The following is a 19782-nucleotide window of genomic DNA, read 5'->3' as shown; positions in this document are numbered from 1 at the left end:
GTCATTCCGGTGAGCGCGAGGATTCACATTCGGTGACAATCCGGCACCCCCAAAGCCGCCCGCCATGCCGAATCCCCCCGCCTCGCCAACGATCCAGGTCGCCTTCGTCGAAGACGATCCGGAGATCGCCGAGGCGCTGGCGACGGCGATTCGCAGCGCCGACGGCCTGCAACTGCACGGCATGGCCCGCAGCGTGCGCGAGGCGCGCGCGATGCTGGACCTGTCGGCCGCGCAGGTGCTGGTGGTCGACCTGGGCCTCCCCGACGGCTCGGGCGTCGAGGTGATCCGCGCGGCGCAGGTGGCGTGGCCCGACTGCGCCGTGGTGGTCAGCACGTCTTTCGGCGACGAGGCGCTCGTGATGCAGAGCCTGGAGGCCGGCGCCACGGGCTATTTGCTCAAGGACAGTTCGCCGCGCCACATCGTCGAAGAGATCCGCGCCGCGCAAGCCGGCGGCAGCCCGATCAGCCCGCTCATCGCGCGCCAGCTGCTCACGCGCTTCAAGCAGGCGCGCCCCCCCGCAAGCCCTGCGGCCGAAGTGCCCGCCGCAGAACAGGCACAGCTGTCGCCACGCGAGCGGCAAGTGCTGGAGTACATCACCAAGGGCTTCAGCTACGAAGAGATCGCCGGGTTGATGGGCGTGACGCGCAACACCGTGCTGAGCTTCGTGCGGCGCATCTACGCCAAGCTGGAAGTGCGCTCGCAGGTCGAAGCCATCCATGAAGCCCGCAGCCAGGGTCTTCTCGCGCCTTAGGCCAGCCTTCGCGGGCTTGCTGCTGCTGGCCGCCGCCGCGTTTGTCGCGGGGCCGTCCGTCGCCACTGCGCTGGCGGACGCGAACGCGCCGCGCGCACAGCACTTCACCCAGGCGCGCGTACTGACGCAGCCCATCGACGCTCCCTCCGACCCGCTGCCGCGGCAGCCCGACGCAGCTGCGCCGACGGGCGAATGGAAGCAGGTCACCTTGCCCTACACCTGGCCGCGTGCGGTCGTGCCGGCAAGCAGCGCCCAGGAGTGGCTGCGCACCTGGATCGAACTCGACCTGCGCGGCGTGCAGGCACAGGACGCATTTCTCTACCTGCCGCGCTGGCAGACCATCGGGCGCGTCGCGGTCTATGCGGACGACCGGCTGATCTACACGTCGTCCGGCGACACGGTATGGAACAGCTTCAACTTCCCGCTGTGGATGCCGGCTGCTGGCGACGAGGGCCGGGAAACCGGCGCGCCGCGCACCTTGCGCATCCGCATCGACAGCCTCAGGAGCGCCGGCGGCGCGGTCTCCACGGCGTGGGTCGGCCCGAAGGCTGACCTGGAGCCGCGCTTTCGATGGCGCCGCGCGCTGCAATCGGGCATCTCCGAGGTCATGAGCATCGCGGTGATGGGCCTGGGGCTGTTCGCTTTTTCCGTCTGGCTCCTGCGCCGCCGCGAGAGCATCTACCTGCTGTTCGCGCTGTACACACTGTTCATGGTACTGCGCGGGTTGCACTACTACACGGGACTGGAACCACTGCCGATTCCGTCGGCGTGGTTCGGGTGGATCACGGTCAATTCGGTCAACGCGCTGCTGGTGACCTGGTATTTCTTCGTCGCGACACTGGTGCCGCGCGCGCCGCGCTGGGTGGGGCGCGCGCTGCTGGTGCTGCTGGCGCTGTCGTGGACGGTGACGATGCCGCTGCTGCAGGTGCTGCCCGGCATGGATGCATTGGCGCCGCTCTCCTACCTGCTGACGATCCTGGCGGGCATCCCGGCCGTGCTGCTCATTGCGTGGGCCGCCTGGCGGCAAGGCTCGCGCGAGGGCATCCTGGCCTCGTTCGTCGGCATCATCGATCTGCCGGTGGCCATCCACGACTGGCTGATGCAGAACTACTTCGTGAGCCCGGAGGACATCTACCTCTGGCCGGTGTCGACCACGGCGCGCCTGCTGATGTTCATCTACATCATCCTGCGGCGCTACGTCGGCGCGGTCGACGACGTGGAACAGGCCAACGCGCACCTGGCCGAACGCCTGCGGGAACGCGAGGCCGAACTGGCCGTCAACTACGCGCAGTTGCGCGAAGTGCAGCAGCGCGAAACCCTGAGCCGCGAACGCCAGCGGCTGATGCAGGACATCCACGATGGCATGGGCTCGCAGTTGATCAGCGCGTTGAAGGTGGCCGAGGCCGGCAAGCTCAGCGAGCCGCAGATGGCGCTGGTGCTGCGGGAATGCATCGACGACCTGAAGCTCACGGTCGATTCGCTCGAACCCGTCGAGGCCGACCTGCTGCTGTTGCTCGCGACACTGCGTTACCGGCTGCTGCCGCGGCTGCGCGATTCGAGCCTGAGCCTGCGCTGGGAAGTCATCGACGTGCCGCCGCTCGAATGGCTCGATCCGCGCAGTGCGCTTCACATCCTGCGCATCCTGCAGGAGGGGATCTCGAACGTGATGCAGCACGCCGGCGCGACCGAGCTGCGTGTGGCGACAGCGCGGGAGGCGGACGGCGTGGCGGTGGTCCTGCTCGACAACGGCCGTGGCTTCTCTGCGCAGCCCGAGGGCCCCACCGGACACGGACTCTCGAACATGCGGCGCCGGGCACGTGCCATTGGAGGGACGGTGACGTGGGAGGCAGCGCAGGGCGGGACGCGCTTTCGACTGTGGCTTCCCTTGAAGGCGCCGCATCCAGGGCCGCTGACGAAGGGCGCGGACTCCGAGCCGGCTTCGCTGGCCTAGGCGTGAAGGTCCAGCAAGCTGTCGTGGGTCTTGAGGGAGAGGCGAGCGCCAGCAATGGGCCCGGGCCGCCGTTGCTCGCCGTCCGCGACGCGATAGCTGCCCGCTGACAACCAGAAGCCCCTCGCTCAAGCGCGCAGGCGCTACGCCAGCACGTCGGTGCGCGGCAACCTGAGCTGCGTCTTCAACGTCTCGAACACCTGGCGCGTGACCGGGTTCACCACGTGGCTGCGCACATACAGGTGGTAGGCCAGGTCGGGCAGCCGCGGCATGCCGTCGCCGGCGCCCAGCACGCGCAGCCCCGCGTCGAGCTGCTCCACGCCGCGCGCGGTCACACCGAGCCCCGCGCGCAGCGCCGCCTTGATGCCGATCAGGCTCGACGAGGTGTAGCGCGGCGTCCAGGCCACGCCCGCCGCGTCGAGCGCCTCGTGGCCGATGCGCCGGAAGATGCTGGGGCCGTCGGCCATGATGAGCGGCACGGGCTTGGCCGGGTCGTGCACGTAGCTCGCGGCGCACAGCCACACGGTGGGCGAGTTGCGCAGCACCACGCCTTCGAACTGCGACTGCGCGTCGGCGCGGTTGGAGATGATCATGTCGACCTCGCCGCTCTTGAGCGAGGTCATCAGGTAGGGGCTGCGGCCGATGTGAATGTCCAGCTGCAGCAGCGGCGAGGTGCGCGCCACCTCGGTCAGCAGCAGTGGCAGCATGGTCTCGGCCACGTCGTGCGGCGCGCCGATGCGCAGGTTGCCTTCGAGCTGGCCCTGGCGCAGGCTGCGCAGCGCCTCGTCGTTCAGCGCGAGCATGTGGTGCGCATAGGTGAGCAGGCGTTCGCCGTGCTCGGTCAGGCGCTTCTGCCGGCCCTGCTTGGCGAACAGCGGATGGCCGATCTGCTCTTCGAGCCGCTGCATCTGCTGCGTGATGGCCGACTGCGTGCGCTCCAGGTGCACGGCCGCCGCCGCAAAGCTCTGGTGGCTGACGACGGCGGCAAAGGAGCGCAGCAGTTCAAGATCAAGGGTGGCCATACATTAATTTTATTGATGTGTTTCGTGCGCTGCTTGGATTGTTGCGTCACGCCGCCGTCACTACAGTGAATGCATACCGAACAGGCAACCCCACTGGAGAACACGCATGAGCACCCCTTCCGAGCAACGCCAGCAGGCGGTCGCGGCATCCATCGGCGAGATGAAGAAAGCCATCGGCGGCGCTGAAGCGACCCGCGAGCACCTGAAGACCGTGCTCGCTGCGCTCGAAGGCCTGGCCGCGCACACCGCCTACTGGGGCGCCGCCGACTTCCCGCCGCCCGAGGCCGGCGAGCACCAGGCGCGCTACCTCATTGCCGAAGACGCGGACCAGAGCTATGCGCTCTACCTGAACGTGATGCGCCCGGGCAAGAAGATCGTGCCGCACAACCACACGACCTGGGCCTGCATCGCGGCCGTGGAAGGCACCGAGCACAACCGCGTGTACGAGCGCACCGACGACGCCAGCGTGCCGGGCGTGGGCACGCTGAAGGAAACGGCGCTGGTCGTCGTGGCACCGGGAACGGGCATTGCGCTGATGCCCGAGGACATCCACTCGGTCGAGATCCAGGGCGAGCAGGTCATTCGCCACCTGCACATGTACGGCCGTGCGCTCGAAACGCTGAACCGGCGCACCGCATACGACATGGCCGCGGGCACGTACCAGACCATGGGCATCGGCGTGCAGACGCGCCGCTAGTCCGCTTCTCTTTTTCACGTTCTTTTTCTTCATGCGGGTCGCGCGCTGCGCGGCCGCGCAGGACACCGTTCGTTCCACCGACTCGCTCTCATGACCTCTTTCATCGACCCGAAGACCCTCAAGGCCTGGCTGCACGACGGCGCGGAGATTGCGCTGCTCGACGTGCGCGAGCACGGCCAGTACGGCGAGGCGCACCTGTTCTACGGCATTCCCCTGCCCTTCAGCCGGCTGGAGCTCGATGCGCCGCGGCTGGTGCCGCGACGCAGCACGCGTGTGGTGGCTTACGACGAAGGCGCGGAAGACAACGTGGCGCAGCGCGCCGCCGCGCAGCTGGCCGCGCTGGGCTACACCGACGTGCATGTGCTGCAAGGCGGCGCGCAGGCCTGGCAGGCCGCGGGCTACGTGCTCTTCGCGGGCGTGAACCTGCCCTCGAAGACCTTCGGCGAACTGGCCGAGGAGGTCTATCACACGCCCCGCGTCAGCGCCGACCAGCTCGCCGAGATGCTGGCGCGCAACGACCGCGTGGTCGTGCTCGATGGCCGGCCGGTGAGCGAGTTCCACAAGATGAACATCCCGAGCGCCACCTGCTGCCCCAACGGCGAGCTGGCCTACCGCGTGCGCCAGCTGGTGCCCGACACCACCACGCCCATCGTCATCAATTGCGCGGGGCGCACGCGCAGCATCATCGGCGCGCAGACGCTCATCAACCTGGGGCTGCCCAACCCGGTGTACGCGCTGGAGAACGGCACGCAGGGCTGGTACCTGAACGACCACGTGCTGGAGCACGGCGGCACGCGCCGCTATGCAGACGACAGCGGCAACGCCGAGCTGCGCCCCGCCGCGCAGGCACTGGCCGCGCGCTTCGGCGTGCCGGTGGTGAATGCGCAGACGGTGCAGCAGTGGGCCGCCGACGCAGGCCGCAGCCTGTTCCTGTGCGACGTGCGCACGCCGGAGGAGTTCGCGGCCGGCAGCCTGCCGGGGGCGCAGCACACGCCGGGCGGGCAGCTGATGCAGGCGGGCGACCAGTACTTCGGCGTGCGCGGTGCGCGGCTGGTGCTGCTGGACGACGACGGTGTGCGCGCGCCCACCATCGCGAGCTGGCTGCGGCAGATGGGCCATGACGCGAGCGTGCTCGAAGGCGGGCTGGCCAGCGGGCTGGCGCTGGCGCCAGCGGCGCCGCCGGCCGCCCCCGCGCTGGCCACCATCGACGCGCAGGCACTGGCCGCGCGCCTGGAGAAGAACGACGTGGCGCTGGTCGACCTGCGCGGCAGCATGCCGTTTCGCGCGGGCCACATTCCGCAGGCGCGCTGGTCGATCCGTCCGCGCCTGGCCGCCGACGTGAAGAACGAGACGCGCCAGCTGGTGCTGGTGGCCGACGACGCGGCGCTCGCGGCATGGACGGCGGCCTCCGAGCTGGCCGGCGCCCCTGCGCCGCTGCTGCTGAAGGGCGGCATGGCCGCGTGGCGCGCCGCCGGCCTGCCGGTCGAGGCCACGCCCGCGCTGCCCGCCGACAGCGACTGCATCGACTACCTGTTCTTCGTGCACGACCGGCACGACGGCAACAAGGAAGCCGCGCGCCGCTACCTGGCATGGGAGACGGGCCTTGTCGCGCAGCTCGATGCGCAGGAGAAGGCCGCGTTTCGATTGCCCGCAGGCGCATCGCACGCATGAGCGCGCGGGTGCTGCCGCACCCGCAACCCGAGTTCAACGCACCGCAGTTTCTGTTCGTCCTTGTCCGTTCCTATTTCAGGAGTCCTGTCATGTCGTCTGTCAGCCGCACCTCACCGCTTGTTCGCCTTGCCCGTCTAGCAATTGCCGCATGGATGGCCGCACTCGCCCTGCAGCCCGCCAGCGCGCAGCCGCTGCCCGCCCGCAACGGCTTCCCGTCGCAGACGGTGAAGTTCATCTCGCCCTTCCCGCCCGGCGGCGGCAACGACGCGACCGCGCGCCTGGTGACCACGCGGCTGCCCGAAATCATGGGACAGGCCGCCGTGGTCGACAACCGGGGCGGCGCGGGCGGCAACATCGGCGCCAAGGCCGTGGCCGACGCGAAGCCCGACGGCTACACCCTGCTCACCTCGCAGGTGTCGATCATGGCCGTCAACCCCACGCTGTATGCGCAGGCCGGCTTCGACCCGGTCAAGAACTTCATTCCCATCACGCAGATCAATGCCGCGCCGCTCGCGCTGGTGGTCGATGCCAACTCGCCGCTCAAGAGCTTTGCCGACCTGGCCGCCAAGGCCAAGGCGAGCCCCGGCAAGGTGACCTATGCGACGCCGGGCAACGGCACGCTGTCGCACCTGGTCGGCGTGGTGCTGGCGAAGGACAAGGGCGTGGAGATGACGCACGTGCCCTACAAGGGCGCCGGCCCCGCGCTGACCGACCTGCTCGGCGGCCAGGTCGACGTGCTGGTCACCTCCACCGCCTCGGTGTCGGGGCTGGTGCAGAACGGCAAGCTGCGCGTGCTGGCCGTGACCAGCCCGCGGCGCATCGGCGTGTTCGCCAAGGTGCCGACGCTCGAGGAGCTGGGCTACGCCGGCGCGCGCTTCGAGGACTGGTACGGTTTCTTCGCACCGGCCGGCACGCCGCCCGAACGCGTGGCCTACCTGAACGAAGCCATCGTGCGCACGCTGCACCTGCCCGAGGTGACCAAGCTGGTGACGGACGGCGGCAGCGAGGTGGTCGCCAATTCGCCGGAAGCCTTTGCCGCGCAGATGCGCCAGGACATCGAACGCTGGTCGCGCATCGTCAAACTCTCCGGTGCCCGTGCGGATTGACCGCGGATTGAAGCAACATGGCGGCCTGACCCCTCCCCGCGAACCCACCCCACGCGACCCATGACCACGCCCGACCCGCACAACGCGCCCCCAGACCTCGCACCCGGCACGCGACTCACGCGCACGGGCAAGAGCCCGTCGTATGCCGGCGGCTCGCCCGTCAACACGCCGCTGGTGCGCGCGAGCACCGTGCTGTTCGACAGCGTGGCCGCCATGCGCGACGCACGCGCGCGGCGCGACGACGAGCGCATCTTCAGCTACGGCGCGCGCGGCACGCCGACCACCTTCGCGCTCGAGGACGCGGTGAGCGAGCTCGAAGGCGCGCACCGCACGCGGCTGTTCCCCACGGGCCTGGCGGCCATCGGCATGGTGCTGCTGTCGTACCTGAAGCCGGGCGACCACGTGCTCATGTCCGACAGCGTGTACGAGCCCACGCGCAACCTGGTGCATTCGTTCCTGGAGCCCTACGGCATTCGCAGCACCTTCTTCGCGGCGGACGGCAGCGGCATCGAGGACCTGTTCGAACCGACCACGCGGCTGGTGTATGCCGAGTGCCCCGGCTCGCTGGTCTACGAGATGTGCGACCTGCCCCGGCTGGCCGAACTCGCGCATGCGCGCGGCGCGCTGCTGGCGGCCGACAACACCTGGGGTTCGGGCCTGCAGTACCGCCCGCTCGCGCTGGGCGCGGACATCTCGACCATGGCCGCGACCAAGTACCTGTCGGGCCACTCCGACGTGATGATGGGCACCGTGGCCACGACAGAGGCCGCATGGCGGCCGCTGAACGAACGCTGCGACGCGTTCGGCATGACGGTGAGCCCCGACGACGCGTGGCTGGTGCTGCGCGGCATCCGCACGCTGTCGGCACGGCTGCAGATGCACGAGCGCCACGCGCTGGAGGTGGCGCACTGGCTGGAGCAGCGGCCTGAAGTGGCCACCGTGTTCTGTCCGGCGCTGCCGCAGCATCCGGGGCATGCGATCTGGCAGCGCGATTGCAGCGGCACCAACGGGCTGCTGTCGATCGAACTGCAGCCGGGCATCGAGAGTGCCGCGGTCGAACGCTTCGTCGATGCGCTCACGCTGTTCGGGCGCGGCTCGTCCTGGGGCGGCTACGAAAGCCTGGTGGCCTGGACCCACATGCGCGCGGCGCGCAGCGTGACGGACTGGAGCGGGCGCGGGGCGGTGGTGCGGCTGCATGTCGGGCTGGAGGCGCCCGTGGACCTGATGGCCGACCTGGCGCGTGGGTTCGCGGCCATGCGATGAAGGGCCGGTTCGACGCGCCCTTTCATCCTTCGCGCACAGGCAGGCTCGCCACGTGCGCGCGAGAAAATTCCACCCCCTTGCGGCACATCGCAAGGTCGCACCCCAGGCTGCGCAGCCCCATGTGGACGGCCGCGTCAATGTAGCCCTCGGGTTCGACCACGCCGCGTCGCACCGCCTGGATGGTGCCAGCCGAAGCACCCTTCAGAAAGTCTGTCGCGGCCTCGACGTTTTCCACCTCGAACTGCCCGCGGTCGCGCCCCATGGCCAGGTCGGCGGACATGTACCGGTCCACCAGCGAGCCGTGCGGCCACACGTCCATGCGAATCAGGAACTCGGTGTGCTTGGGGTCCTGCAGCGAGCGCACGAGGTACAGCCGGAAGCCGACGGAAAAGCGCTGCCAGGGTTCTCTCAGGAAGTCGTAGACGGGCAGGATGTCGGTCATGAGAGCGTCGCTCATCGCGATGCCGGCGGCCACGACCGCGGCGTCCAGCGACTCGAAGTAGCGATAGAAAGTGCCGCGCGAAATCCCCGCCTCGCGCGCCACGTCCTCGATGCCCGGAATGGCGCTCACCCGTTCGGTGAATGTGCGCGCCGTCGCCTCGAGAATCCGCGCCCGCATGAGCGCGCGGCGCTTCTCGGCCACTTCGGGACGGTGATCGAAGGTGTCCGCCATCGGTGCGTTCCTGCTTCTTTTTTCGGGTGAATCCGGGTCGCCGAATATAGGTTCGGTTGTGCTGTCGCACCATCGGCATGCACCCGATCGGACACTCCGTCAGGATGACGAATCGTCATTTGCACGTAGGGAAACGGATGTGGCTGGCATGCGGGCCCGGCGCTAGATTCAACGCATCGATGCGCATCGATTTCACGAAGCCGGGCAGGGCATGCCGCCTTGCCCCGGGGTACATCACGTCATTCGAGGAATCCACATGCTCACCACTGCCACGCCCCCTGTCGCCGCAAGCTCTGTTTCCCGCAAGCAGCCGGCGGTCAACGTCGACGAATGGGTGCGACCGAACCGCGAAATCATCGAGCGCGCCACCCGCCTCGTGCCGCTGATCCGCGAGCACGCGGCAAGAACGTCCGAAGACCGCCAGGTCGCGCCCGCCGTCATGCAGGCCATCGAGCAGGCGGGCCTATTCAGGCTGCTGGTGCCCAAGCGCTATGGCGGTCTCGGCACCAACCTGCGCACCATGATGGAAACGGTGGCCGAGGTCGGGCGCGGCGACGGTTCCACGTCGTGGGCAGTCGCGCTGCTCAACGTGTGCACCTGGTTCGCCACCACCTACTCTCAGCGCGCCCAGGACGAGGTCTTCGGCGAGAACCCGAACGCCAAGTGCTGCGGCATCTTCACGCCGGGGACCAAGGCCGAGCGCGTGGAAGGCGGCTACATGGTCAGCGGCCGGTGGGCCTACGCGTCGGGTTCGTTCGCGGCCGACTGGGGCACGCTGGGGATGTTCCTGCCAAATCCGGAGGGTGGTGCCGAAGGCGGCTTCACGCCGGCGCTGGGCCTCATTCCGGCGTCCGCATGGACGATCGAGGACACCTGGTTCGTCACCGGCATGAAGGGCTCGGGCAGCAACACCATCGTGGTGGTCGATCACTTCGTGCCCGACCATCGCATCCAGACCTTCGCCGACCTGATGGAGGCCAGATTCGCCACCCCGCACCAGGACACCGAGCCGCTGGCCAACATGGTGTTCGTGCCGGTTGCGGCGCTGGTGCTGGTGGGCGCGCAACTCGGCCTGGGGCGGGCCATGATGGACCTGACGCTGGAGCGGCTGCCGAACAAGCCGGTGGCGTACACCACCTATGCGCAGTCGAAGAACTCGCCCACGCATCAGCTCGCCGTGGCCTCGGCCGACACCAAGATCGATCTGGCCTACCTGCTGATGCAGCGCGCCTGCGCGGACATCGACGGCGCGGCGGCGCGCGGCGAGGTGATGTCGCTGCTGCAGCGCGGGCGCGTGCGCAACGACACCGGGCACATCTTCGCGCTCGTGAAAGAGGCCTTCGACATCCTGATGACGGCCAACGGCGCGGGCGCGTTCGCGGAACCGAACATCATGAACAAGCTCTGGCGCGACAGCGAGATCGCCGGTCGGCATGCCTACGTCACGACCGAAGTGGGCAAGGAGGCCTACGGCCGGTTGCTGCTGGGGGCGGACGGCGGCATTCCCCTGGTGGCGCTGTGAGCCGCGCAGCGCAGGTCGCGGCCACGCCGCCTTCGGCACTGCATGCCACGCGGCCGCTGTTCGCCCGGACGATCGAGCGCGCGTCCCCCGTGGCGCGCGAAGCACTCGGCCACGATTTCAAGGCGGGCATGCGAAGGCTCGCGGCCGGTGTATGCGTGATCACCACCGTCGACGAGGGCCGCTTCCTGGGCTGCACGGCCACGGCGGTCACCTCGGTGTCGGCCGAGCCGCCCACGCTGCTGGTCTGCCTCAACCAGGCATCGCGAACGCACGCCGCCGTCATTCGCGCGGGGTTCTTCGGCGTGAGCGTGCTGTCGGCGGGGGACGAGCAGATGGCGCGCGATTTCGCCGGCATGAACGCCGTGCCCGACCGCTTCTGGGACGACGGCTGGACGACGCTGCATTCGGGCGTACCCGTGCTGAGCAACCGGGCAGCCGCGTTCGATTGCCGGGTGTCGACGGCCACGGCCGTCGCCTCGCACACGGTGATCTTCGGCGAGGTGGTCAGCGCGCGGCAGCAGGCCGGCAGCTTGCTGGTGTACGCGGGAGGGCGGTTCATCCAGGTGCCCGCGCAGTGAAAAGCGCGGCATGTGTGCACATGCGCGCATGGCAGCACGTGGTCCCGGCGGCCAGCGCCGGGGCGCTTCGATCAGCGCATGCTCACCATCACCAGCGCACCTTCACGCCCAGGCTCGCCTGCACGCTGCCCTTCGTGCGCGTGTCCCCGCCCGAAGCCCACAGCTTGCCCAGCTCCGCATAGACGCTGGTGCTTTCGGTGAGCTGCAGCGTGGCGCCGCCTGCCAGTTCGGTGCTGGTGCCACCCGTGCGCGTGGCGATGTCGGTGTACGCAGCGGGGCCGACGAACCGGGTGATGTCCGTGCCGCTGCCGCTGCGATAGACGTTGAAGCGCACATAGGGCTGCAGCAGGCCAACGCCCGTCGCGATCTCGCCCTTGACCCGCACCCCAGCGCGCACCAGCCAGCCGTTGTGGCTGTTCTGCTGCACCAGGGCGCCGGCGATGCCGGTGTCGTCCAGGCTCACGCGCTGGTGCACCAGCTGCAGCTGCGGCTCGATGGTCCAGTTCGGCGCGATGGCGAAGGCCTGGCCGACCTCGACGGAGGCCAGCAGGCTGTCGCCCTTGCCCGAGCTGCCGAAGCCCAGCGTGGGCGACACGGTGTAGCGGTGGCGCCCGGCCTGCAGCACGCCGTCGACGTACAGGCCGCCCTCGTTCTTCCAGGTGGCGTAGGCGCCCAGGTACTGGTTGCGCAGGTCGTTGGAGCCGCTCGCATAGTTCTGCAGGCCGTTGGCGAAGCCCGTCACGCGCATGTCGCCGTCGAGCTGGCCGACGTACACACCCACGCGCCAGTTCGGGTCGGCCCACAGGTCGGTGCCGGCCTGGAAGCCGGTGAGGCGCCCGTCGCTGGTGGGGCTGACGGTGCCGGCCTGCGAGATGGTGCGGTCGGTGCTGATGATGCGGGCCCACGCCTGGCGGTAGCCCTGCTCCGGCGAGGCGGTGTTGGCGCCGTTCGGGCCGTCGTCGCCCACGCGCTGGTGCAGGTTGCCCAGCATCGACAGGTTGGCCTGGCGCAGCTGTTCGGGCAGCGCCGCATACAGGGGCACTTCGGTGCGATAGGTGGGCACGACCGCGCCGTTGGCCGTGGTGCTGGAGCGCAGGTACCAGTTCTCGCCCGCGCCGCTCGCGTCGGCGGCGTACAGCCGGTACTGGTAGGCGCCCGCATCAACGTGGCCGCCGGCGAGGCTGAAGGCGCTCTTGGTGGTTTGCGCGGTGGTGGTGGCGCCGTTCAGGGCGCTGATGATCTCGATGCCGCTGCCGGTGGTCAGCGCACCCAGGCCGCCCAGGTTGACGATCTGCACGCTGGTCGTGCCGCTGGCAATCGCGGTGCTGCCGTTCAGGATGAGCCGGTCGCTCGCGCTGGCGCTGCCGCCCAGCGCCGTGCCCAGGCGCAGCGTGCCGCCGTTGCCCGCCCAGGGGCCGTTGACCGTGAGGGTGGTGCCGGGCGCGCTGCCCACCAGCGACACGACGCCGCTGTTGGCGACGGACGCCACGGCCTGACTGTTGCCGGCCAGGTCCAGCGTGGCGCCCGAGGCCACCGTGAAGGCGCTGGCGCTGCTGAGCGTGTTGGCCGCGGCGGCGCGCAAGGTGCCGGCCGCGACGTTGGTGGCGCCGGCATAGGTGTTGGCGCCGCTCAGCGTCAACACGCCCGCGCCGGCCTTCACCAGGCCGCTGGTGCCCGAAATGGGGCCTGTCCAGCTCAGGCTGCGGCCGTTGGTGTCGACGGTGCCCGTGCCGCCCAGCAGCAAGGCATTGCCCACGACCAGGCCGTCGGCGCCGGCGATCACGCTGGCGGTGGCGCCGGTGTCGATGGCAATGGCGCCCGACATCGCCGAGCCGGAGTTCAGCGTGAGGCTGTTGCTGCCGCCGGTGAATTCCACGGCCGAGGCACGGGTCACGCCGTCGCCACCCAGCCCGCCGGTGATGGTGCCGCTGTTGGCGAGGGCGAGGTTGGCGCCCGCCACGCCCACGCCCCCCACGCCGTTCGCGCCGTTGGGCCCGCCGTTGTTGTTGACACCGCCTGCCCCGCCGGCACCGCCCGCGATGGTGCCGGTGTTGGTGATGGTGGCCGCGGTGCCGGTGGACGACAGGCCGATGCCGCCATCGCCGCCTGCGCCCGGCGCGCCGGTGCCGGTCGCGCCACCGCCGCCCGCACCGCCGGCACCCCCTGCGCCGCCCGTGATCTGGCCGGTGTTGACCACGGTGACGGCGCTGCCGGCCAGCGTGGCACCGATGCCGCCCGCGCCGCCGCCGCCGCCCGAGGCGTTGAGCTGGCTGGGCAGCAGGTTGGTCCCGCCGGCACCGCCGGTGCCCGCAGCGATGGTGCCGGTGTTGGTGAAAGTGAGCCCTGGCGTTGTGGTGTTCAGGTAAAAACCGCCGCCGCCGCTGCCACCGCCGCCGGCCTGCGAAAACGCGTCGCCGCCGTTGCCGCCCGCGCCGCCGATGGACGCGCCGGTGGCCGTGTAGCTGCCCAGGGGCGCGCTCAGGATCGAGCCGTACCCGCCGGCGCCGCCGCCGCCGGCGGCCCAGTAGCCGTTGCCCCCCGCACCGCCGTTGCCGCCGGTGTAGCTGTTGGTGGACGAGGTGACGCTGTTGGCGATCGACGAACCCTGGAAGCCGCCCCCGCCGCCGCCGCCGTAGCCGTTGCCGTTGAGTGCGTCGCCGGTCTGCGCCTGGCCGGCACCGCCGTTGTCGCCCTGCAGCGCGCCCGGGCCGACGACGTTGCTGGTGGTGCCCGCCGCCCCACCCGTGCCCGCGGTGGCGCCGACGAACGTGCCGATGTTGGCCGCAGACCCGGCCGTGACGCCCGTGGGCGTCGACGACCCGCCGGCGCCGCCGCTCGCGTTGACCGTGGTGTCGTTGAGCCCGCCATTGCCGCCGGTGCCGTTGCTGCCGCCGGCACCGGCGTTCAGCGTCGGGTTGCCCACGGGCTGTCCGCCTGCGCCGCCGGCCGCCAGTGCCGGCCCGGAACACAGGAGCACGACCGCCACGGCCACCGCCGTGCCGGTGCCCGAACGGGAAGACCGCGCATGGCCGCGCGAGGTTTCGGGTGCGGCGACCCAGGTAGCGAGCGTTGGATTCCAAAGCGTCCGAAAGATCTTGTTCATGGTTTCAACTTGTTCGTTACCTGATCGGGCAGGCGCCCGCATGCAGCAGCAGCAATTGCTTGCCCCCCTCCACACGCTGTCGATTTCGAAATACAAGTCAAAAATGTAAGCACGCGTACCAAGCGGCGATATGCCTGAAACCGGGTACCCCCTTGTGCACCGGAATGCCGGTTTTGACCGCGCGCTGCGTCTCACGGACCGCCATGGGTCGCGGCCTACCCTGAAATGCATCAAGGAGTAACCAATGTTTCTTGATGGGTTCAAAAGTACCCAGTTGAAGGCGGTGCCGACGAGGCCTTGCGCCGGAAATTACGAAGCCATCCCGCCCCCGCGCCGACGCCGCGGCACACTCCCGTGGCGATCAGGCCCGTCACTGCGAGCATGGCAGCGGTGTGAACGCCAACCGCCGCGAGCGCCAGCAGCAGCGGGCCAGGTGCGGCGAACTCTGGTGCCGCCGGTGCGCCGCCCATGCACAGCGGCACCCATGCCGGCACGAGCATCAGGCCGGCGCCGTGCGCGGTAGACATCATGAAAGACCAGAGCGCCAGCCCGGCATGGCCGACGGGGCCGACGCGGGGTGCGCAAACCCGCCGCCTGCCTTTGCGCCCCGCCGGGTGCACCGCCGCCGCGACGGCAAGCAGCACGCCCGCCAGAACCTGCAGCAGCACGCGGTACAGCGACTGCCCGAGCGCCACCGAGGCAGCCACCAGCGCGACCGACGCGGCATGCCCGAGGGCAATGGGCACCAGCGCCCGCAACGCCTGCGCCCGGTCGCTCGACCGCAGTCCCCAGGCGGCGGCGAACATCCATCCGGTGGCGGGGTTCAGCCCGTGCAGCGCACCGGCCCCGGCGACCGCCAGCCAAGGCCACAGGCTTGCCATGACGCTCTCGCGTGTCCGGGCCGGCAGCGCTTCAGGCGTGCGCGCCGCTGCAGCACGAACCGCCCGCGGCGGTCGATTTCGCGGCCTGCACCGGCTCGTAGCGGTCGTGGTGGCGCACCCACGCCATCTTGTGGGGCACGTCGCGCTCGCCGCGGCCCCGGGGCACGAGGTCCATCATCGGGTACGCACCCATCATCACTTCCACGCCGCGGCCGTAGGTCGAGTAGGTGTGGAAGACATCGCCCGCGTCGTCCCTGTAGAACACGCTGACGCCGGGCGCCTCTTCCGCCGGGAAGGGCTGCATGCGGTAGTTGTAGTCCACCTGGCCGGAGGCCAATTCTTCGGGCGTGAAGCTCACGCCGAAGTCGTGGTTGAAGTCGCTGCCGTGCGACGAGACCCAGTCGAAGCGCCAGCCCATGCGTTCGCGAAAGCGCTGGATCTGAGCCAGCGGCGCGCGCGAGACGGCGACGAAGCTGATGTCGCGCTGCGCCAGGTGCACGTTCATGCCGTCGGCGTGGTCCGCCATGAAGGAACAGCTTGGGCACCCCTGCGCCCAGTCCGGCCCCAGCATGAAGTGCTGCACCAGCAGCTGGCGGCGGCCGTCGAACAGTTCGGCGAGCGTGCGCCGGCCCTGCGGCGTGTAGAACACGTAGGGCTTGTCGACGCGCTCCCACGGCAACGCACGGCGCTCGCGGGCCACCTGGTCGTGCAGGCGCATCAGCTCCTTTTCGCGCGAGAGCAGCGCCTTGCGTTCGGTCAGCCACCGATCGCCAGCCACCACGGCGTGGTTCGCGGTGCTTGCTTCGGTCACGGTCGTGTTCATGGAAGGCTCCTTGTGACGAATGAATGCGCGGTCGGGTCGGGTCGGATCGGTTCAGGCCCGCGCGGCCTTCGGGCGGCGCACGGCGCGCACCTTGCCGCTGTTCCCGCCGCCGCAATAGAAGAGATCGGCCCCGTCGGACTCCAGCCCGCTCACGCCCACGCCGCTCGGCATCTCGAGGCGTTCGAGCACGGCGCCGCTTTGCGGGTCGATGCGGCGGATGTCGCTCTGGTCGCCTTCCCAGGTGCCGTGCCACAGCTCGCCGTCGACCCAGGTCACGCCGGTGACGAAGCGGTTCGACTCGATGGTGCGCACGACCGCGCCGGTCTCGGGGTTGATCTGGCGGATCTTCCGGTCGCGGTACTGGCCCACCCACAGGCTGCCCTCGGCCCAGGTGAGCCCGGAGTCGGAGCCGTGGCCCGGCGCCGGAATCGAGGCCATCACTTCGCCCGTGGCGGGGTCGATCTTGTCGATGCGCGAATCGGCGATCTGGTAGAGGTGCTTGCCGTCGAAGGCGGTGCCCGCGTCGCAGGCGACGTCGAGCGTGCGCGTGGGCTCGCCGCTGTGCGGATCGAAGGCGATCAGCTGCGCCCCCAGCGCGGCCCAGACGCGCTGGCCGTCATGGGTCACGCCGGCCACCTTGTCGCTGCCGGGGAAGGGACCGTACTCGCGCACGATCTCGGCGGGCTGCACGTCGGGCCTGGCCTTGGCTCGGGAACTGTCCCGGGAATCGGCCATGCTTGCATTGCGGGTCATCGTCGGCTCCTTGTGGTGGTGCGCCGTGGATCGACGCCCTGGAGACAACTCTATTCAATCGGCAGCGCGGCGGGGAGTAACAAGATCGTCGTGAATCCGGCCAGCGGCGGCGCCAGCCAGCGCCGTGACCGCGCCTGCCCGATCGCGCGCACGCGCCCCTCGGCCTCGAGCTCGGCCAGCGCGCGCTGCACCGTGCGCTGGCTGGCCCCCAGGGCCAGCGCAAGCGCCGAGGTCGACCAGGCCGCGCCATCGCTGAGCAGCGCCACCAGCGCGGCCTGCTCGCCGTCGATGGGCGGCGCCAGCAGGACCACGGCGCGTTCGCCCTGCGGCTTGAGCACGAAGCCGCGCGGCGTCGCCTCGATCCGCGCCATGGCCTTCAGGAGCGCGCGCAGCCGGCCGATCTCGACGCGCAGCCGTGCGCGGTGCGTTTCGTCGGGCCGGCGGGTGCGAAACGCGTCGGCGATCAGGGTTTCGCGATCGACATCGCCGGGCCACGCCGCGGCCAGCGCGCGCGCCAGCGCGAACAGCACCGGCCGTCGTGCAAGCGGCTGCCAGGCGCCACTCGCACCCACCCCGCGACGGCAGGCTTCGACCACCAGCGCCTCGGACGCCAGCAGGGCCGCGACCTCGTCGAGCCGCAGCGCCTGCTCGCCGCCGTCGACCAGGCGCCGCGCGGCGGGACGCTCGAGCACCGCCCGTGCCTCCGCCACCTCGGCCAGCAGCGCCGGCACGCGTGCGCGCTCGGCCGCGGCGTGGGCGCGCGCGAGGGCCGTGCGCGCGGTGTCGATGTGCAGCGAGCGCAGCGCCAGTTCGGCGGCGCTGAGTTCGGCCACCGCGGCCAACGCAGGCGGCAGGCCGCGCGCGTCGAGCAGTGCCAGCGCGGCCGATGCCTCGTCGAGGCGCCCGAGCAGCAGGAGCCGGCGCGCGGCGATCAGCCGTGCCTGCAGCGCATTCGCGTGATCGGCGCGCGCCTCGAGCGCGTGTGCCGCCGCGGCCAGCGCGCGCGGCGAGCCGCCGAGGTCGCGCATGGCCAGCGCCACCTCGGCCTCGGCGACGACGCAGCGCGCGCGCGCCAGTTCTTCGTGCGCGCCGAAGCCGCTGGCGGCGCGCCGCAACAGGGCTCGGGCGCGCGGGTGTTCGCCGAGCTGGGCCATCGCGATGCCGCGCAACGCCAGCGCCGGCGGATCGTCGCGCAGCGCGATCCGCTTGAGCGCGCCGAGCGCATCGCCCGCGGCCAGTGCGCGGGCGGAAGCGGCGATCAGCGAGTCCATGCGGGCGGTTCGTTCGGCTCAGGCCTGCGCGGGTGCCGCGGCGATGAGCGGCTCCAGCTGGGCGCGCAGGCGCCGCACCGCGACCTCGTGGCGCAGCGTCTGCGCGCCGCGCCCGTAGGTCGCGGCCTTGCGGATCAGCCGCATCTGCTCGCGCTGCAGCTGCGCCTTCAGGCGCCGGGCCCGAAGGCCGAAGGTCCAGCCCATTTCGCGGCGCACCTTGTAGCGCGCCAGCGGGTCGCCCAGGCGCACCCACTCGTCGTCGCGGATCAGCTCGCGTTCCGGCACGAAGTACGCCGCCAAGGCATGCAGGTAGGCGCCGTTCTCGCGCGCGGCCACGCGCCAGAAGATGCCGGCCGCCACCACCACGGGGATGCCCTTCACGGCCAGCAGGACGGCCATCTCGCCGTAGCCTTCGTCGAACAGGTCTTCCAGGAACGGCGAGTTCCAGACGAAGTGCATGGCCCACGCGAGCGCGAAGCACAGCAAGGCCACGGCGATGCGCACCGCCCTCGGGCGTTCCGGGTGCAGCAGGTACCAGGCGACGCCGAAGGAGGCGATGGTGGTGTAGGCCGCATGGCTCCACAGCCCGCTCATCAGGCCGCGCGTCAGCAGGTTGAGCAGCACCGGATACACCTGGTTCTCGAGCGGAAAGTGCATCGAGGCGTTGACGGTGTAGCTCAGGTTCTCGATCACCTGGAAACCCAGGCCCGCCATGGCGCCGACGATGAGCACGGACAGGTAGGTCTCGAACTGGTTGCGCGCCACCAGCACCAGCAGCATGACGCCGGCGATCTTCAGGAACTCTTCCGTGATCGGCCCCGCGATGGCCGGGCCCCACACGGCCGCGAACTCCGGCGACACCAGCTTGGCGCACAGGCTCTGGATGGCGATGTTGGCCGGCGCCGCAAAGTACAACGCGCCCATGCCGCCCCACGCAAAGGCCAGGATGTAGCCCTCCGGCGGATGCTGTTCCAGCAGGTCCAGCGTGCGAAAGGCGAGAAAGAAAAGCAGCGTGTACAAGCTCCACGCCAGCAGCCCCAGGAAGGCGGTGATCGGCACCACGCGAAACCCCATGGAGAACATGTGGACCGTGTAGAACAGGCCGTTGACGATCAGCGCCGCCAGCACCCAGAAGGCCGCGCGACGGGGCTGGAAGAAGGAGTCGGTGCCGACCGGCCAGACACCTTGGTCCAGGGCCTGCGCATGCGCATGCGCGAAGACGGGCGTGTTCACTGCGGCTGCGCCTCCAGGTCCATCGAGTCGAGCATGCGCCGGGCGTCGGCCTGCGCTTCCTCCAGGCCGTCGTTGGCGCCGTAGAAGTCGATCTGCACGAGCGACTTGCGCGGCAGGTCGACCACCTGCCAGAAGCGCCCGGCCAGCTTCGCGCCGTAGTAGGCGAAGGTCTTGCCCTGCAGGCCCCAGGACGTGACGAAGTCGGACACGTCGCCGTCGATGGTCAGGCCCTGGCCGCGCTCCATGAGCCGCTGCTGCCGCACCAACGGCCCGTCGGGCCCGCCCTCCCACTGGCCCGTGGTCACCCGGAACTTGTGGGCGCCCTTGAACAGCATCAGCGACCGGCCGGCCCTGGAGCGCGAGACGTCCATCTGCCATCCGTCGGCGGGCACGAACCGGGCCTGGCCGACGCCTGTCTCTTATACACATCTGACGCTGCCGACGAAGCGCCACACGTGTAGATCTCGGTGGTCGCCGTATCATTAAA

The 19782-nt window shown here is 70.3% G+C and carries 17 protein-coding genes; 8 read left to right on the top strand and 9 right to left on the bottom strand.

Annotated features, from left to right (window positions below; translation table 11 throughout):
- Window positions 1-64: 64 nt before the first annotated feature.
- Both AC0IYU_RS32320 and AC0IYU_RS32315 read left to right on the top strand, forming a co-directional pair.
- Window positions 65-751, top strand: a complete 687-nt coding sequence (locus AC0IYU_RS32320) for a response regulator (RefSeq protein WP_472125764.1) — start codon at window positions 65-67, stop codon at window positions 749-751.
- Window positions 717-2702 (top strand): sensor histidine kinase, encoded by a 1986-nt coding sequence (locus AC0IYU_RS32315; protein WP_472125761.1) that lies wholly within the window; start codon window positions 717-719, stop codon window positions 2700-2702. The genes AC0IYU_RS32320 and AC0IYU_RS32315 overlap by 35 nt, the downstream gene beginning before the upstream one ends.
- A gap of 140 nt (window positions 2703-2842) precedes the next feature.
- Here AC0IYU_RS32315 and AC0IYU_RS32310 read toward each other — a convergent pair whose 3' ends face one another.
- The gene (locus AC0IYU_RS32310) at window positions 2843-3721 is read right to left on the bottom strand and encodes a LysR substrate-binding domain-containing protein (RefSeq protein WP_472125758.1); all 879 of its coding nucleotides are present in this window, start codon (window positions 3719-3721) and stop codon (window positions 2843-2845) included.
- Window positions 3722-3827: 106 nt separating this feature from the next.
- On the opposite strand from AC0IYU_RS32310, the gene AC0IYU_RS32305 reads away from it, so the two are divergent.
- The 4 genes from AC0IYU_RS32305 (at window position 3828) to metC (ending at window position 8458) form a co-directional block, all read left to right on the top strand.
- Window positions 3828-4418 carry a cysteine dioxygenase family protein gene (locus AC0IYU_RS32305; protein WP_472125755.1) on the top strand — a complete coding sequence of 197 codons (591 nt, stop codon included), beginning with the start codon at window positions 3828-3830 and terminating at the stop codon, window positions 4416-4418.
- A 90-nt stretch (window positions 4419-4508) separates the two neighbouring features.
- Window positions 4509-6089, top strand: coding sequence for a rhodanese-like domain-containing protein (locus AC0IYU_RS32300; RefSeq protein ID WP_472125752.1), 1581 nt, complete (start codon window positions 4509-4511; stop codon window positions 6087-6089).
- Window positions 6090-6241: 152 nt separating this feature from the next.
- The gene (locus tag AC0IYU_RS32295) at window positions 6242-7195 is read left to right on the top strand and encodes a Bug family tripartite tricarboxylate transporter substrate binding protein (protein ID WP_472125750.1); all 954 of its coding nucleotides are present in this window, start codon (window positions 6242-6244) and stop codon (window positions 7193-7195) included.
- Window positions 7196-7255: 60 nt separating this feature from the next.
- Window positions 7256-8458, top strand: coding sequence for a cystathionine beta-lyase (metC, locus tag AC0IYU_RS32290; protein ID WP_472125747.1), 1203 nt, complete (start codon window positions 7256-7258; stop codon window positions 8456-8458).
- A gap of 22 nt (window positions 8459-8480) precedes the next feature.
- Here metC and AC0IYU_RS32285 read toward each other — a convergent pair whose 3' ends face one another.
- Window positions 8481-9131 carry a TetR/AcrR family transcriptional regulator gene (locus AC0IYU_RS32285; protein ID WP_472125744.1) on the bottom strand — a complete coding sequence of 217 codons (651 nt, stop codon included), beginning with the start codon at window positions 9129-9131 and terminating at the stop codon, window positions 8481-8483.
- A 256-nt stretch (window positions 9132-9387) separates the two neighbouring features.
- On the opposite strand from AC0IYU_RS32285, the gene AC0IYU_RS32280 reads away from it, so the two are divergent.
- Together AC0IYU_RS32280 and AC0IYU_RS32275 are read left to right on the top strand one after the other, a co-directional pair.
- Window positions 9388-10653 (top strand): acyl-CoA dehydrogenase family protein, encoded by a 1266-nt coding sequence (locus AC0IYU_RS32280; RefSeq protein WP_472125741.1) that lies wholly within the window; start codon window positions 9388-9390, stop codon window positions 10651-10653.
- Complete coding sequence (locus tag AC0IYU_RS32275) at window positions 10650-11231, top strand: flavin reductase family protein (protein WP_472125738.1); 582 nt, start codon at window positions 10650-10652, stop codon at window positions 11229-11231. Before AC0IYU_RS32280 ends, AC0IYU_RS32275 begins: the two co-directional genes overlap by 4 nt.
- An 88-nt stretch (window positions 11232-11319) precedes the next feature.
- Here AC0IYU_RS32275 and AC0IYU_RS32270 read toward each other — a convergent pair whose 3' ends face one another.
- The 7 genes from AC0IYU_RS32270 to AC0IYU_RS32240 all read right to left on the bottom strand — a co-directional run bounded on the left by AC0IYU_RS32270 (window position 11320) and on the right by AC0IYU_RS32240 (window position 19687).
- Complete coding sequence (locus AC0IYU_RS32270; protein ID WP_472125735.1) at window positions 11320-14334, bottom strand: autotransporter outer membrane beta-barrel domain-containing protein; 3015 nt, start codon at window positions 14332-14334, stop codon at window positions 11320-11322.
- A 260-nt stretch (window positions 14335-14594) separates the two neighbouring features.
- Window positions 14595-15215 carry a hypothetical protein gene (locus tag AC0IYU_RS32265; RefSeq protein ID WP_472125732.1) on the bottom strand — a complete coding sequence of 207 codons (621 nt, stop codon included), beginning with the start codon at window positions 15213-15215 and terminating at the stop codon, window positions 14595-14597.
- A 31-nt stretch (window positions 15216-15246) separates the two neighbouring features.
- Window positions 15247-16038: a DUF899 domain-containing protein gene (locus tag AC0IYU_RS32260; protein WP_472125729.1), complete on the bottom strand. Its 792-nt coding sequence runs from the start codon at window positions 16036-16038 to the stop codon at window positions 15247-15249.
- Between the two features lie 51 nt (window positions 16039-16089).
- Window positions 16090-16773 (bottom strand): Vgb family protein, encoded by a 684-nt coding sequence (locus AC0IYU_RS32255; RefSeq protein WP_472125820.1) that lies wholly within the window; start codon window positions 16771-16773, stop codon window positions 16090-16092.
- 68 nt (window positions 16774-16841) lie between these two features.
- On the bottom strand, window positions 16842-18062 hold the full coding sequence (locus AC0IYU_RS32250; protein ID WP_472125726.1) for a helix-turn-helix domain-containing protein: 1221 nt from the start codon (window positions 18060-18062) through the stop codon (window positions 16842-16844).
- An 18-nt stretch (window positions 18063-18080) separates the two neighbouring features.
- On the bottom strand, window positions 18081-19295 hold the full coding sequence (locus tag AC0IYU_RS32245) for a PrsW family intramembrane metalloprotease (protein ID WP_472125723.1): 1215 nt from the start codon (window positions 19293-19295) through the stop codon (window positions 18081-18083).
- A complete protein-coding gene (locus AC0IYU_RS32240; protein WP_472125720.1) occupies window positions 19292-19687 on the bottom strand; it encodes a hypothetical protein in 396 nt (131 codons plus the stop codon). Before AC0IYU_RS32240 ends, AC0IYU_RS32245 begins: the two co-directional genes overlap by 4 nt.
- Between the last annotated feature and the right edge of the window lie 95 nt (window positions 19688-19782).

The organism is Variovorax sp. AC103 (assembly GCF_979254005.1).
The sequence above is the reverse complement of the archived record's forward strand: the minus strand, read 5'-3'. Positions and strand labels throughout refer to the sequence as shown.